This window comes from Planktotalea sp. (genome assembly GCF_965659345.1).
Lineage (GTDB): Bacteria > Pseudomonadota > Alphaproteobacteria > Rhodobacterales > Rhodobacteraceae > Planktotalea.
Map to the genome: position 1 here is coordinate 79,221 of NZ_CBFHVK010000011.1, position 14,959 is coordinate 94,179.

The 14,959-nt window shown below is 54.1% G+C and carries 12 protein-coding genes and 1 tRNA gene; 8 read left to right on the forward strand and 5 right to left on the reverse strand.

All coding sequences use genetic code 11. The features are described 5' to 3' along the window. Positions 1–2 precede the first annotated feature (2 nt). The 3 genes from ACTG3Z_RS10745 to ACTG3Z_RS10755 are packed head-to-tail and all read left to right on the forward strand — an operon-like array spanning position 3 to position 3,327. Positions 3–611 carry a 2-dehydro-3-deoxy-6-phosphogalactonate aldolase gene (locus ACTG3Z_RS10745; RefSeq protein ID WP_439143069.1) on the forward strand — a complete coding sequence of 203 codons (609 nt, stop codon included), beginning with the start codon at positions 3–5 and terminating at the stop codon, positions 609–611. Beyond that, positions 608–1,441 carry an SMP-30/gluconolactonase/LRE family protein gene (locus ACTG3Z_RS10750; RefSeq protein ID WP_439143070.1) on the forward strand — a complete coding sequence of 278 codons (834 nt, stop codon included), beginning with the start codon at positions 608–610 and terminating at the stop codon, positions 1,439–1,441. Before ACTG3Z_RS10745 ends, ACTG3Z_RS10750 begins: the two co-directional genes overlap by 4 nt. After that, complete coding sequence (locus tag ACTG3Z_RS10755; RefSeq protein ID WP_439143071.1) at positions 1,438–3,327, forward strand: beta-galactosidase; 1,890 nt, start codon at positions 1,438–1,440, stop codon at positions 3,325–3,327. The genes ACTG3Z_RS10750 and ACTG3Z_RS10755 overlap by 4 nt, the downstream gene beginning before the upstream one ends. Positions 3,328–3,575: 248 nt before the next feature. Here ACTG3Z_RS10755 and ACTG3Z_RS10760 read toward each other — a convergent pair whose 3' ends face one another. The 5 genes from ACTG3Z_RS10760 to pdxH all read right to left on the reverse strand — a co-directional run bounded on the left by ACTG3Z_RS10760 (position 3,576) and on the right by pdxH (position 9,721). Then, the gene (locus tag ACTG3Z_RS10760) at positions 3,576–7,253 is read right to left on the reverse strand and encodes a vitamin B12-dependent ribonucleotide reductase (RefSeq protein WP_439143072.1); all 3,678 of its coding nucleotides are present in this window, start codon (positions 7,251–7,253) and stop codon (positions 3,576–3,578) included. Between the two features lie 619 nt (positions 7,254–7,872). Then, positions 7,873–7,949 (reverse strand) — tRNA-Pro (locus tag ACTG3Z_RS10765). A 48-nt stretch (positions 7,950–7,997) separates the two neighbouring features. Beyond that, positions 7,998–8,495 carry a DUF192 domain-containing protein gene (locus tag ACTG3Z_RS10770; RefSeq protein WP_439143073.1) on the reverse strand — a complete coding sequence of 166 codons (498 nt, stop codon included), beginning with the start codon at positions 8,493–8,495 and terminating at the stop codon, positions 7,998–8,000. Continuing rightward, positions 8,474–8,995, reverse strand: a complete 522-nt coding sequence (locus tag ACTG3Z_RS10775; RefSeq protein WP_439143074.1) for a cold-shock protein — start codon at positions 8,993–8,995, stop codon at positions 8,474–8,476. The genes ACTG3Z_RS10770 and ACTG3Z_RS10775 overlap by 22 nt, the downstream gene beginning before the upstream one ends. 120 nt (positions 8,996–9,115) lie before the next feature. After that, positions 9,116–9,721 (reverse strand): pyridoxamine 5'-phosphate oxidase, encoded by a 606-nt coding sequence (pdxH, locus tag ACTG3Z_RS10780; protein WP_439143075.1) that lies wholly within the window; start codon positions 9,719–9,721, stop codon positions 9,116–9,118. A gap of 164 nt (positions 9,722–9,885) precedes the next feature. On the opposite strand from pdxH, the gene fabI reads away from it, so the two are divergent. Genes fabI through ACTG3Z_RS10805 form a run of 5 tightly spaced genes read left to right on the forward strand, consistent with a single transcriptional unit; the run spans position 9,886 to position 14,951 of the window. Further along, positions 9,886–10,692: an enoyl-ACP reductase FabI gene (gene fabI / locus ACTG3Z_RS10785; protein WP_439143076.1), complete on the forward strand. Its 807-nt coding sequence runs from the start codon at positions 9,886–9,888 to the stop codon at positions 10,690–10,692. Between the two features lie 4 nt (positions 10,693–10,696). After that, the gene (locus ACTG3Z_RS10790; RefSeq protein ID WP_439143077.1) at positions 10,697–11,299 is read left to right on the forward strand and encodes a LysE family translocator; all 603 of its coding nucleotides are present in this window, start codon (positions 10,697–10,699) and stop codon (positions 11,297–11,299) included. Positions 11,300–11,326: 27 nt separating this feature from the next. Then, complete coding sequence (gene gpt / locus ACTG3Z_RS10795; protein WP_375266285.1) at positions 11,327–11,845, forward strand: xanthine phosphoribosyltransferase; 519 nt, start codon at positions 11,327–11,329, stop codon at positions 11,843–11,845. Then, positions 11,817–13,049: an aminotransferase gene (locus tag ACTG3Z_RS10800; RefSeq protein ID WP_439143078.1), complete on the forward strand. Its 1,233-nt coding sequence runs from the start codon at positions 11,817–11,819 to the stop codon at positions 13,047–13,049. Before gpt ends, ACTG3Z_RS10800 begins: the two co-directional genes overlap by 29 nt. Before the next feature lie 54 nt (positions 13,050–13,103). Beyond that, the gene (locus ACTG3Z_RS10805; RefSeq protein ID WP_439143079.1) at positions 13,104–14,951 is read left to right on the forward strand and encodes a SurA N-terminal domain-containing protein; all 1,848 of its coding nucleotides are present in this window, start codon (positions 13,104–13,106) and stop codon (positions 14,949–14,951) included. Positions 14,952–14,959 lie beyond the last annotated feature (8 nt).

Consider the following 14,959-nt stretch of genomic DNA (forward strand, 5'->3'; position numbering starts at 1 on the left):
GCATGAGCCGACCCCTTATCGCTATTTTACGCGGTGTTACGCCAATCGAAGTCAAAGACATCGCCGCCGGTCTGATTGATGCGGGCATCACACGTATTGAAGTTCCAATGAACTCGCCCTCTGCGCTGAAATCGATTGAAACACTGGCAAAAGCATATGGTGACATTGCTCAAATCGGTGCGGGAACCGTGATCACTGTGGAGACCGTGCTGGACGTTGCCAAAGCCGGTGGCAGGCTGATCGTCTCTCCGAACGCAGATACGAAAGTCATCGCAGCAACCAAACTTGCAGGCTTGGATAGCTATCCCGGTGTCATGACACCAACAGAATGCTTTGATGCACTGAGCGCAGGCGCCGATGGTTTGAAGGTTTTTCCCGCGTCGCTGCTGGGCCTAGAGGGTTTGAAAGCCATTCGCGCGGTCTTGCCGATTGGCACGCAGGTCTACGCCGTTGGCGGCGCGGATCATACAAACTTTGCAGACTGGATGGCTGCTAGCGCTGATGGCTTTGGCATCGGCTCTGCGCTTTATAAACCCGGCTTTACGGCCGCTGAAGTCGCCACACGTGCAACGATAATGGTCAAAGCATTCGACCTCGCACAGCGCACATGATCTTTGACGAACGTTCTTGCGGGCTTGGTGAGGGACCTTTGTGGCATCCATTGCGTCAGGAACTTTTCTGGTTTGATATCAACGCACGCAAGCTGCACACGAAAGCGCAAACGTGGGATTTCGATCTGAGCGTTTCAGCAGCAGGCTGGATAGATGAGCAGACCCTGTTGGTGGCCTCAGAAATTGGCTTGCATGAGTTCGATATAACAAGCGGCACACTCAGCGCACCGCTTGTGAAAATAGAAGCAGAAAACGCAATTACACGCTCTAATGATGGGCGTACAGACCCGTGGGGCGGCTTTTGGATTGGAACGATGGGCTTTAACGCAGAGCCTCAGGCAGGCGCGATTTACCGCTTTTACAAAGGCGAGCTGCGCGTAATTGCACCAGACATTACCATTCCAAATGCGATTTGCTTTGCACCGGATGCGAGCTTTGCGAACTTCACAGACACCGTGACCAAACAGCTCATGCGGGTCACACTTGACCCAAGTACAGGCTGGCCAAACGCAGCCCCCGACATCTGGCGCGACCTGACTGAAGAGAACGTCAATCCAGACGGCGCTGTGATTGATGCACAGGGCACGCTTTGGGTCGCGCTCTGGGGCTCTTCATGCGTGAACGGCTACGCTGCCGACGGGACTTTGCTCGCATCGCATAAAGTCGGGGGGCGGCACACGACTTGCCCTGCATTTGGCGGCGCAGAGCTTAGCGACTTGTACGTCACATCTGCCACTGAAGGAATTCAGGGCGAAACAGGCGACAATGGTAAAACTTTTATTTTGCAAGGCGTTGGCAAGGGTCAAAAAGAGCATCAGGTGATTTTATGAAACGGACGCTTGGCGTTTGCTACTACCCCGAACACTGGCCCGAGGATCGTTGGGCGATTGATGCCGCGCAAATGATCGAGGCAGGTTTGAGCTGGGTGCGCGTCGGCGAATTCGCTTGGTCGCGCTTAGAGCCATCCCCCGGAGATCTGCAACTTGATTGGCTTGAACGCGCGATCAACGTGCTTGGAGACGCTGGGCTTCAGGTTGTCCTTGGCACACCCACCGCCACGCCGCCACGTTGGATGCTCGACAAGCACCCCGACATGCTTGCGCTCGATGCGCAGGGGCAAACACGGGGTTTTGGATCACGCAGGCATTATTGCTTCTCTCACGAAGGCTACATCGCTGAATCGCGACGCATCACCGAAATTCTAGCAAAGCGTTTTGCCAAAAACCCGCATCTTCACGCTTGGCAAACAGACAATGAATATGGCTGCCATGAAACGATCCTGAGCTATTCCGACGCCGCCAAACGCGCGTTTCAGGACTGGTGCGCGCAGACCTATCAAAGCCCCGCTGCGCTGAACCGTGCTTGGGGAAATATATTCTGGTCGATGGAGTATGACAGCTTTGAGCAGATTGGTCTGCCCAATCTGACTGTCACGGAACCCAACCCGTCACATGTGCTCGCGTTTCGCCGATTTTCTTCGGATCAGGTGGTGCGTTTCAACCGCGTGCAAACCGATGTGTTGCGCGCGCATACAGACGCGCCGCTTATTCACAACTATATGGGCCGTGTCACTGATTTTGATCACTACGATGTTGGTGAGGATCTCGATATCGCCTCATGGGACAGTTATCCAATCGGCTTTTTGTCAGATCGTCTTGAAGGCTCACCAGAGCACAAAGCGCGTTATTTGCGTCAGGGCGATCCTGACATGCAAGCCTTCCATCACGATCTGTATCGCGCTGTTGGCAAAGGCCGCTGGTGGATTATGGAGCAGCAGCCCGGCCCTGTGAATTGGGCCCCCTACAACCCTGCCCCCTTGCCTGGAATGGGACGGCTTTGGGCGTGGGAGGCGTTTGCGCATGGCGCTGAGGCAGTGCTTTATTTCCGCTGGCGTCAAGCGCCTTTCGCGCAAGAGCAAATGCACGCAGGCCTCTTGCGCCCAGATGCTGCCCCTGCCCCTGCGCTTGATGAGGCGCGCCAAGTCGCCAACGAACTTGCGGCGCTGCCCGACGTCGACATCGGCCAATCGCGCGTTGCTTTGATCTTTGATTATGTGTCCTGCTGGGCATGGGAGGCACAGCCGCAAGGCGCGGATTTCGACATGTTCCGCCTCGCATTTGAAACCTATCGCGCGGCACGCCGTCTTGGTCTGTCGCTGGATATCGTATCCCCCGATGCAGATTTGAGCACCTATGACTTAGTCCTCGCGCCCGGCCTTTTGGAGACACCCGACAGCTTGCAAAAGTATAAAGGTATCGCCTTGATCGGTCCGCGCACAGGATCGAAAACCGCTGAGCTGAGCATCCCAACACCAATGGGGCCTAACATCAAAGGGCTTGATTGCACGGTCGCGCGCGTCGAAAGCATGCCGCCCACTGCACAAGTTGATTTAGAAAACGGCGGCGCATTTTTGCATTGGTTTGAAGAGCTTGAAGGCAACGCAGAGGTTAGTTTACGCACATCCACAGGCGCGCCTGCGATCATGCGTGCAGAAGGTTTGCACTATATTGCTGGCTGGCCTAACGCTGCGAGCTATGTGGACATCATAGAAGACCTTGCCACGCAAGCGAATATCCCAACCGAGCGCCTGCCCAGTGGCTTGCGCGTGCGCGACACGTGTTCTCATCGTTTTTGGATCAATTACGCACCTGAGGCGGTCACGTATCAGGGCAAGACCATCGCATCAGCAGATGTGCTTTGGGACGCGCGCGACTAGCGCAACAAAAAATGGGGAGCCAAAAGGCTCCCCAGGTTCGCAAATTCAAGCTCATCATTAATCACCGCTCGGAATATTTTTTGCCTGCGGCCTGATTTGCGTCAGCGGCGGGCGCACCCGCCGCGTGAGCGAAGGAAACCGAAACGGTCACCTGTTGAGCGGCATTTGCAAGATGTGACGTAGTCACGGCTCTTAATGTCACCCCTTAACAAAACTGGGCACTTCCGAAGAAACGCCCAGTCTAACCCTTAACTACAACCGGATGTTCCGCCGCATGTGTTGCACTTCATGCAAGTGCCATTGCGCACGAGCGTGTAGTTACCGCATTCACCACAAGCCTCGCCCTCGTAGCCTTGCATTTTCGCTTTTGTACGTTGATCCATCCCAGTCGCAGAGCTCACTGCTGCCGCGCTGGTTGATGCGGGCATCGCCGCAGCAACACTCACCTCTGGCACTAAGGTCTGCAAAGCTGTTACCGGGTCTGCCGTACCGCTCAGCGCGACTGCGCCTGCTTGACCGCCCTGCAACACCACCAGTTCTTGTGGCAAACGCTTGCGCAAATACCCTGTGGAGCTGATTTGCTTGAGCACTTCCAAAGAGTTGTTTGCCGCCGCATCAGACAGCTCAGAGACGTTGCTCACACCCTCTTCTGCACCACGCCCAAGATCATCAAAGCTCGCACCCGTTGGTTTGATGTGCGCAAGGTCTGTGCGATCCAAGTAGGACACAGCCAATTCGCGGAAGATGTAATCAAGGATCGACGTTGCGTTTTTGATGCTGTCGTTGCCCTGAACCATGCCTGCTGGCTCGAACTTGGTAAAGGTGAAGGCATCCACGAACTCCTCGAGCGGCACGCCGTACTGAAGACCAACGGACACAGCGATTGCGAAGTTGTTCATCATCGCGCGGAAACCCGCACCCTCTTTGTGCATGTCGATGAAGATTTCGCCAAGCTGACCGTCCTCATATTCACCCGTGCGCAAGTAGACCTTGTGCCCACCAACAACCGCCTTTTGCGTGTAGCCCTTACGGCGCTCAGGCATCTTTTCGCGGTTGGATTTGACGATCTCTTTGACGATCACCTTCTCGACGATCTTTTCTGCGATGACAGCCGCTTTTTCAGTGATGTTGCCACTCTCGAGGATATCCATCGCGTCGTCATCATCTTCAACCAAAGCCGCGGCCAGTGGCTGGCTGAGTTTGGAGCCGTCGCGATACAAAGCGTTGGCTTTGACACCCAAAGACCAAGACAGCTCGTAAGCCTTTTGGCAGTCCTCGATGGTTGCGTCGTTCGGCATGTTGATCGTTTTAGAGATCGCACCAGAGATGAAAGATTGCGCGGCAGCCATCATGTGGATGTGGCTGTCGACGGACAAGAAACGCTTGCCCTTTTTGCCGCATGGGTTTGCACAATCAAAGATACTGAGGTGCTCTTCTTTCAAGTGCGGCGCACCTTCAAGCGTCATCGTTCCACACACGTGGTCGTTCGCGGCATCGATGTCTGCTTTGGAATAGCCCAAGTGCTTGAGCAGATCGAACGTCGGATCATTCAGCTTTTCTGCGGGGATGCCAAGCACGCCTGTGCAGAACTCTTCGCCCAACGTCCATTGGTTGAAAACAAAGCGAATGTCGAATGCGGACGCAAGCGATGCATCGATCTTCGCCAATTCATTCGCACCAAAGCCGTGACCAACCAATGATGTCGTGTTGATCCCGGGTGCATTACCGATGGACGCATGTCCAACAGCGTAGCCGACGATTTCTTCAATCTGGGCAGAGCCGTAACCGAGGTTCTCAAGCGCTGCTGGCACAGACTGGTTGATGATTTTGAAGTACCCACCACCTGCGAGCTTTTTGAATTTCACCAAAGCGAAATCAGGCTCGATACCCGTCGTGTCGCAATCCATGACGAGACCAATCGTGCCTGTTGGAGCGATTACAGAAACCTGCGCATTTCGGTAACCGTGCTTTTCACCCAGCGCCAGTGCATCGTCCCATGCGGACATGGCTAGTTTGGTCAGGTCTTGATCAGGGCTGTTCACCAGATCGAGTGGTACAGGTTTGATTTCGAGGTTCTCATAGCCTTCCGTCGCGCCGTAGGCCGCATTGCGGTGGTTGCGCATGACGCGCAGCATGTGATCTGCGTTCTTCGCGTGACCCGGGAAGGCACCAAGCTCAGACGCCATTTCTGCGGATGTCGCATAAGACACACCCGTCATCACAGCTGTCAAAGCACCGCAAAGCGCGCGGCCTTCATCGCTGTCGTAGGAATGACCCATGTTCATCAACAAGCCACCGATATTGGCATAGCCAAGACCCAGCGTGCGGAAGTCGTAAGAGCGCTGTGCAATCTCTTTGGACGGGAACTGCGCCATCATCACGGAGATTTCGAGCGTGACAGTCCAAAGGCGTGTCGCGTGTACATATTCATCCGCTTGGAACTTGCTGTCTTTGTAGAATTTCAGCAAATTCATGGACGCGAGGTTACAGGCCGTATCATCGAGGAACATATACTCAGAGCACGGGTTAGAGCCGCGAATTTCGCCGTCCTCTGGGCAAGTGTGCCATGCGTTGACCGTGTCGTGGTACTGAATGCCTGGATCCGCGCAGGCCCATGCTGCATGACCGATGTCTTCCCACAGATCCCGGGCTTTGATCGTCTTGGCCACTGTGCCATCTGTGCGGCGGATCAGTTCCCAATCGCCATCCGCTTCAACCGCTTTGAGGAAGCTGTCGGTGACGCGCACGGAGTTGTTGGAGTTTTGACCAGAAACGGATGCGTAGGCCTCGGAGTCCCAATCTGTGTCGTATGTCGGGAATTCGATGGATGCGTAGCCCTGCTTTGCGTAATCAAGCACGCGTTTGACATATGTCTCAGGAATCGCTGTTTTCTTCGCACCGCGAATGGCGTCTTTCAGTTGAACGTTCTTCTTAGGGTCAACGGAGTCCTCGGAGGAGCCATCCCAAGCTCGGATCGCTTTGAAGATTTCATTCAGGTGCTGCTCGTGCATCTTGGAACCAGCAACGATGGACGCAACTTTCTGCTCCTCTTTTACCTTCCAGTTGATGAATTCTTGGACGTCAGGGTGATCCGCATCGCAGATCACCATTTTCGCCGCACGGCGCGTTGTGCCGCCGGACTTGATCGCACCTGCTGCGCGGTCACCGATTTTCAGGAAACCCATGAGGCCAGAGGACTTGCCCCCGCCTGAGAGCTGCTCGCCATCTGCACGCAGGGATGAAAAGTTCGTGCCAGTGCCGGAGCCGTACTTGAACAGACGCGCTTCGCGTACCCATAGATCCATGATGCCGCCGTCGCCGACCAAATCGTCAGAGACAGATTGAATGAAGCAAGCATGTGGCTGCGGGTGCTCGTAAGAGGATTTGGACTTTGTCAGAACACCTGTTTGATAATCAACGTAGTGGTGACCCTGTGCAGGTCCGTCGATGCCGTAGGCCCAGTGCAGACCTGTGTTGAACCACTGCGGCGAGTTTGGCGCGGCGCGCTGCGTGGCAAGCATGAAGCGCATTTCGTCGTAGTACGTCTGTGCGTCTGCTTCGGTCGTGAAGTAACCACCTTTCCAGCCCCAATATGTCCAAGCACCCGCGAGGCGGTCGAAGACTTGCTTGGAAGATGTTTCACCTGTGAAACCGTCGTTGTCCGCTGCTGGCTCGGAACGCCATAGGAACTCTGGCACACCTTTTTCTCTAACTGTTTTGGTCTTGTTGGGCACGCCCGCCTTGCGGAAATACTTTTGAGCGATCACGTCGGATGCGACCTGCGACCATGTGTTGGGAACTTCGACGTTATCGAGCTTGAACACGATGGAGCCATCGGGGTTCCGAATTTCGGATACTGTGCTCACAAAATCAAGTGACGCGTATGCGTCTTCGCCTGCTGTGGTAAAATGTCTGCTAATCTTCATGTCCGAGCCTTCCCAATACTCATACGTTCCGTTGCCTGCGCCTGCGCGCCTCGAACGAGGAAGAACCCAAAGCGTGACCGAATGATCTGAGTTTGACCACACGTTTCAGGGCAAAGTACGACTTCTCGACCTCGCCAACCGTTTTTCACTAAGAGAACTTTTGCCACTATATGTTGTGGCTTACTTGCCTCGCCCCCACAAACTGGCGTATTTCACTGCGCACGGTCAATCCAATTATTTACATTTTTGTGATGTTTTTTGCGTTGACCTGATCGTCAAATTTGCGGCGGTTGATCACCTCGATGATTCAGCCTGAAAGGTCCACACACACTGCGAAGATTCGCTAATCGAAAAAACCGTTATTTGCAGCATGGTTAGCTATTTTTGCTCGTGCATGAGATGAAGATTCCCTAAGAAAGCCTTAATCACTTTTGATCAATTGGTTAAAATTTTGGAACCGTTCAATCGTGACATTCTGGCACTAAAAGCGCCTCATATTGCGGCAGCTTCAAAACCAACCACCACCTGTGGTATGCAGCGCTGCGGGAGCACAACATGTAGTGGCGCACGAACGATCTCAACCCAAGTGGGGTCAAAACTCGTTTTCAAAAAGGTGAAGTGGTCGGGACGGCAAGATTCGAACTTGCGACCTACGGTACCCAAAACCGTCGCGCTACCAGGCTGCGCTACGCCCCGACTGAAGCGGTGTTTAGCTGTGTCGTCTCAGGATGAAAAGCCCGAAAATCACTCTGGGCACGGAATAACTGCTGGCCCGCCAGAAAACACCGGATGTTGCAACGCATCGCCAGTCCGAATGCCGTATGTTTTGCTAAGGCCACCGTTGATTTCGAGCACTGCATAGATCCCTTCACCGCCTGGGATCGGTGTCTCATCAAGCGGGATCGCATTTTCATGAATGTGCGCGATTCGCCCCGTCGAATCTATGAAGATCATATCCAGTGGGATGAGCGTGTTCTTCATCCAAAACGCGACGGCCTGTGGTTGCTCAAATACGAAAAGCATCCCCGCAGATCGCGCCATTGATTCACGATGCATCAAGCCCTGCGCGCGCTCAGCAGGTTCATCTGCAAGCTCAATCGTAAAACGCGCTTCGCCGAAATCTCCGCGCACGACGACTTTATTTGTCGCGCAGCTCTCTTGCGCACTCACAGTGCCAGCAAACATGCTGATGGCGAAAGCTCCAGCGATCAGAAACCGAATTAATGTAGCGCTGCTTCCCATGCGTTCACCTCGATTGCCATGAGGCCACGTTTACCATCGATGACTCGGATCGCCAAGGCTTCACCAGGTGCGAGATCTGCAAGACCAGAGCGGCGCAAAACCTCAACATGCACGAAAATGTCTGCGTCCGAACCGAAGACGTTGGCAAACCCAAACCCTTTGCCTTTGTCGAACCATTTGACGCGTGCTGGCTGAAGCTCGACACTCGCGAGTTGCTCAGGATCGAAGTGTTCCAGATCCGGAAGCACAGGCCCTGCGTCAACCTTTGGTGGATCGATTGATACGACCTCAACGGCCTGACAGCCGCGATCTGTGACCTGAGTGAGGATCTCAATCGCGGCGCCATCAGCCACCGAGTTTTGTCCAAAATTGCGCAACACATTGGCATGCAGTAAAATATCTGCACCGCCTTCTTCCGCAACGACAAAGCCAAAACCCTTTGCAGGATCGAACCATTTCACAACGCCGCGTGAGCTACGCGGTGCCTCTTCACTGTTCATCGTTTTTCACCACTTCAAAATCCGCCATCCCCTGACTGCATCTGATGAAATTCGAGCCCACAAAGCAAGTGGTTAAAAACACTAAAAAACAAGTGCTTACAATTTCACGTCACATGAAATTCAAGGATTCAAGCGTGTAATATTCCATGCTGTATCGATATTTTCGCGTCGCCAGACAAACCGATCATGCAGTCGAAATGCACCGTCTGCCCAGAATTCTATCTCAAGCGGCGTGATCCGGTACCCCCCCCAAAAAGGGGGGCGTTTGGGCGCGGTGCCGTGTTTGGCAGTCACTTTCGCAACTTCAGCCATCAACGCTGTGCGACCTTCTAGCGGACGTGATTGCTGGCTGGCCCAAGCGCCCAACCTGCTCTTGAGTGAGCGCGAGTTGTAATACTCATCCGCTTGCGGACCTTCTTCTTTCGTCACAAGCCCGCGCACTCGAATTTGACGGCGCAATGACTTCCAATGCATGACGAATGCGGCTTTGCCAGCACTATCGAGTTCACCGGCTTTGGCGCTCTCGTAGTTTGTGTAAAATACGAACGCCGCATCTTCGACGTCTTTCAACAGCACCATGCGCGCATTGGGCAGACCATCAGCATCAACAGTGCTTAACGCGATCGCGTTTGGGTCATTGACCTCGCTTTCAACCGCTTCAGCAAGCCAGTCCTTCGCAATAACAAAGGGATCATCCCCTGCAAAAAGTCCGCTTCTATCTGTCATGTCATAACGCTCCGTGTTCGCTTCTCTTAGCGCTGCAAGCTAGGCCTTAAGCGAGCTTTTCAAGGCAAACAAGCGTGACCCTTCGGTAATTAACGGGGCAAAGCTTGATGCGCTCGACCCATTGCCCTAAAGACAACGTCAACAATTAAAACTGGAGCGATTATATGTCCAACGCACTTATGGCCGGAAAACGTGGCCTGATCATGGGCTTAGCCAATGATAAATCCATCGCATGGGGCATCGCAAAGGCCTGCGCAGACGCAGGTGCAGAACTGGCATTTTCATACCAAGGTGACGCACTCAAAAAGCGCGTCGAACCACTCGCAGCGCAGCTTGGCAGTGATTTTGTCGTTCCTTGTGACGTAAGCAGCGCAGAATCAATGGATGCGTTGTTCGTCGAAATCGAAAAACGCTGGGGAACGTTTGACTTTGTAGTACATGCCATCGGCTTCTCAGACAAAAGCGAATTGCGTGGGCGTTATGTTGATACATCGCGCGACAATTTCACGATGACGATGGATATTTCCGTTTACTCATTCACTGCAATCATGCAGCGCGCAGAAAAGCTGATGAACGAAGGTGGCAGCGCAATTACCCTAACGTACTACGGTGCTGAGCGTATTATGCCGCATTACAATGTCATGGGCGTCGCCAAAGCAGCCCTCGAAGCGTCTGTACGGTATATGGCCGAAGACCTTGGCAAGGACGGTATCCGCGTCAATGCGATTTCTGCGGGTCCTATTAAGACATTAGCCGCATCTGGTATCGGTGATTTCCGCTACATTATGAAGTGGAACGAGTACAACAGCCCGCTACGCCGCAATGTAACAACCGAAGACGTTGGGAAATCCGCGCTGTATCTGCTGAGTGACCTTGGCTCTGGTGTCACAGGCGAGACGCATCACGTCGACGCAGGATACCATGTTGTTGGCATGAAGGCCGTCGACGCGCCGGACATGTCCAAAGACTAAGCGTATGGAGCTGGCCCATCTGATCGCCTTCAACGCAACGCTTTTAGCCGCGATCCTTAGTCCCGGCCCCGCGATGTTGTACTTCATTCGCACCACCCTTGCGAGCGGCCGGATGGCGGGGCTCTATACTGTGTGGGGTTTAGGCGCGATGGCGGCAATTTGGACCGGATTGGCCTTCATGGGGCTAGATGCAATTTTTGCGATCTTCCCTTGGGCCTTCATCGCGCTGAAAAGCGTCGGTGCGCTTTATCTGTTATGGATCGCTTATCAAACGTGGAAACATGCGCGCGCGCCCTTGGGTGATGCGCCGACGCCGCCGATGCGCGCCTTCCTTGGCGGGGTTCTTGTTAACATGAGCAACCCTAAATCCGTGTTATTCGCAGGCGCTGTGATTATGGTGATCTTCCCGCAAGGCATGGCTTTCAGCGACAAAGCCTTTGTAGTGCTCAATCACCTTTTGATAGAATGGCTTGTTGGCAGCGCGCTGGTGCTCGCATTTTCGACGAAACATGTCAGTGCAGGCTATTTGCGCACCAAACCTATTCTTGATCGTATCGCAGCTTCTGTTTTAGGCCTTTTAGGTCTAAAGCTTTTACTCAGCCGCTAATCTACTTTTGTCTTCGGAGACCTGCCCATGACCGATCGTTTGCCACACGAAAAAGGATTTCACGTCAGCTGGGATCAATTGCACCGCGACGCACGCGCGCTCGCTTGGCGCTTGGATGGCAAAGGTCCGGACGATGGCGCTTGGAAAGCGGTTGTCGCGATCACCCGTGGCGGCATGGCACCTGCGATGATCGTCGCGCGTGAATTGGACATTCGTGCGGTCGATACAATTGCCGTTGTTTCATATCATTCCGGCGGTGGTGCAGCGACGGAGCGGCGCGAAGCCAAAGTTCTCAAAGCCCCGGATGCAGAGCTAATGGGTGATGGGACAGGAATCTTGATCGTCGATGATTTGGTCGACAGTGGCAAAACCCTAGAGCTGGTGCGCACACTGTATCCAAACGCGCATTATGCCTGTGTTTACGCAAAACCGTCTGGCGAGCCACAGACAGATACGTTCATTACGGGCGTTTCGCAGGATACGTGGATCTTCTTCCCTTGGGATATGGCGCTGCAGTATGTACAGCCTTACCGCGGTCAGGATTGATCAGGTGACGTCTGCCACACAAAGCACATTTGCGCCCCCTGTGATGGAAGCGCGCCGCTGGTTGGAGGGTGTCACCTTCCCCCCCGAACGTCCATTGATAAACGTGAGCCAAGCAGCACCGGTAGACTTGCCGCCGGATGAGATGCGTGCGGCAATGGCCAACATCATCGTTAATGAACCACAAGCACATCTATATGGCCCTGTGCTTGGTTTGCCTGAGTTGCGCGCCGAAGTCGCGGCGCAATGGAGCCATGCCTACGGCTCAAAGATCGACCCGACCCAAATCGCGATTACCTCGGGCTGCAACCAAGCCTTCGCTGCAACGATCAGCGCGATTGCTCAGACAGGCGACGAAGTTCTTTTGCCAACACCATGGTACTTCAATCACAAAATGTGGCTCGATATGGCAGGTGTTATCGCCAAGCCGCTGCCCACGGATGAAGGTTTGCTCCCTGATCCAGACGTCGCGCGCGGCCTCATAACAAAGCGTACTCGCGCGATTTCGCTTGTGACGCCCAACAATCCCGCAGGCGTTGAATACCCCGCCGATCTGGTGCTGCGGTTCTTCAAACTCGCGCAAGAGACCGGCATCAAACTGATCGTTGATGAAACCTACCGCGACTTTCATAGTCAAACCGGCGCGCCGCATCCGTTGTTTCAGCAAGCGGATTGGGATCAAACACTGATCCATCTATATTCTTTTTCCAAAGCGTTTCGACTAACGGGCCATCGCGTTGGCGCGATGATCACATCACCAAAGATCTTGGCCGAGTCCGAGAAATTCCTTGATACAGTCGCGATATGCCCGAACCAAATGGGGCAGTTTTCCGCCCTTTGGGGATTGCGCAACCTCACGCAATGGTTGTCTGGCGAACGTGATGAAATCCTCGCACGGCGCGCGGCGATTGAAGCGAACATGCCAAAACTCACCGCGCAAGGTTGGTCCCTTAAAGGATGCGGCGCTTACTTCGCTTACGTGCAGCACCCTTTCGCCATGCCATCTGATGAACTTGCGCAAGAGCTCGTGAAAGAGGCAGGCATTCTCGCACTGCCCGGCACAATGTTCACGCCGATCGATGATCCAAACGGCGCGCGACACTTGCGCATTGCGTTTGCCAATATCGACAGTGACGGAATTGCGGAATTGTTCACACGTTTGGCAGCTTTGCGCTTCTCGCTTGCGACCTCTTCGACAGGCAAGTAAACCTCTGCAAACGGGTCCGCAAAAGCGACCCCAAGCAATAGGGTTAAGTGCAACATGGCTGTACGTGGCAATACAATTTCGAAGACGTTTATTTGGATCTTGCTGGCCCTTTTGATCGTCGGTCTCGCAGGCTTTGGCGCAACCAGCCTTGGCGGGAATATTCGCACAATTGGATCTGTCGGCGACAAACCGATTTCGGTTGAGCTGTATTCGCGCACGCTTCAAGAAGACCTTCGCGCTGTCTCTGCGCAAGCTGGTCAAAATGTGCCCTTCTCTACGGCGCAAGCGCTTGGTGTAGATCGCCAAGCTTTAGCACGTGTTGTCACCTCACGCGCGCTCGATCACGAAACCACCCAACTCGGTTTGTCCGTGGGCGATGAACAACTACAACAGCAAATCCTTAGCATGAACGCGTTCCAAGGCATCAATGGGCAATTCGATCGTGAAGCCTACCGCTTCACGCTTGAAAACGCTGGCCTCAGCGAAGCAGAATTCGAAGAAAGCCTCCGTGAGGAAGCGGCACGCACGCTTGTACAAGGGGCCATCCTGTCTGGGACAACGGTGCCGGACAGCTATGCAGATACCATAGTCGCGTACATCGGTGAGCGTCGCAATGCGACAGTCGCCCGTTTGAAAGCCGCCGATCTGGCAGAGCCTGTAGGCGACCCAACTGATGCGCAGCTCAAGACGTATTACGATGAAAACATCGACAATTATACGCTGCCGCAAACAAAGAAAATCACCTACGCTTGGCTTTCACCAGATATGATTTCTGACACCGTCGAGATCGATGAAAGCATGTTGCAAGCGGCTTACGATGAACGCAATTCAGAGTTTAACAAGCCTGAGCGCCGCCTTGTAGAGCGTTTGGTTTTCGGCGCGGAAGAGGATGCAAATTCTGCCAAGGCACAATTGGAAGCGGGTGGCACGACCTTCGAAGCACTTGTCGAGGATCGCGGGCTTAACCTTGTCGACATTGATCTGGGTGACTTGTCAAAAGAAGATCTAGGGGCTGCTGGCGACGCTGTCTTTGCGGGTGCAACGGGCGATATTGTTGGACCATTACCAAGTGATCTTGGCCCAGCACTTTTCCGTATCAACGGTATTCTAAGCGCACAAACGACGACTTTTGGGGACGCACGCGCCCAACTGCGCGACGAACTTGCAGCAGATCGCGCGCGCCGCGTGGTCGAAGCGCAGATGAGCGACATTGATGACCTGCTCGCTGGTGGTGCAACGCTGGAAGACTTGGCCGAAGAAACCGATATGGAGCTTGGCACAATCGATTGGACAACTGAAGCTGAAGACGGGCTTGCCGCCTATGAGGCGTTCCGCGACGTCGCGCGCAGCGTCACTGATGAGGACTTTCCAGAGGTCGAAATCCTTGAAGATGGTGGAATTTTTGCACTGCGCCTGGATGAAACCCTCGAGCCGCGCCCACAGCCACTGGATGAAATCACCGAGCGTGTAACCGCCGGGTGGCGCACAGCCGCAACGCTTGACGCCCTGCGCGCCGAGGCGGAAGCGCTGCTGCCGCAGATCACGGAAACGAGCGATTTCGCCGATGTAGATCTGGAGGCGGAAACGCTGACAGAGCTCACCCGCACCGGTTTTGTAGAAGCGATGCCCGCAGAGGCGATTATCGCTTTGTTCGATGCTGAGAAAGGTGCAAGCGTTGTCGTGGAAGATGTGACGGATGTACTCATCGTACGCCTTGATGATGTGCTTGCTGCAGATGAAGACAGCGATGATGTGAAGCGTCTGCGTGCACAGCTTACGAGCCAAGCGTCCAGCGCCGTCGCGCAAGATCTGTTTGAAGCGTTTGCAGCAGATATTCAGCAACGCGCAGGCATTAGCCTTGATCAAAATGCCCTCAACGCGGTGCATGCCAACTTTAATTAAAGGGTAAC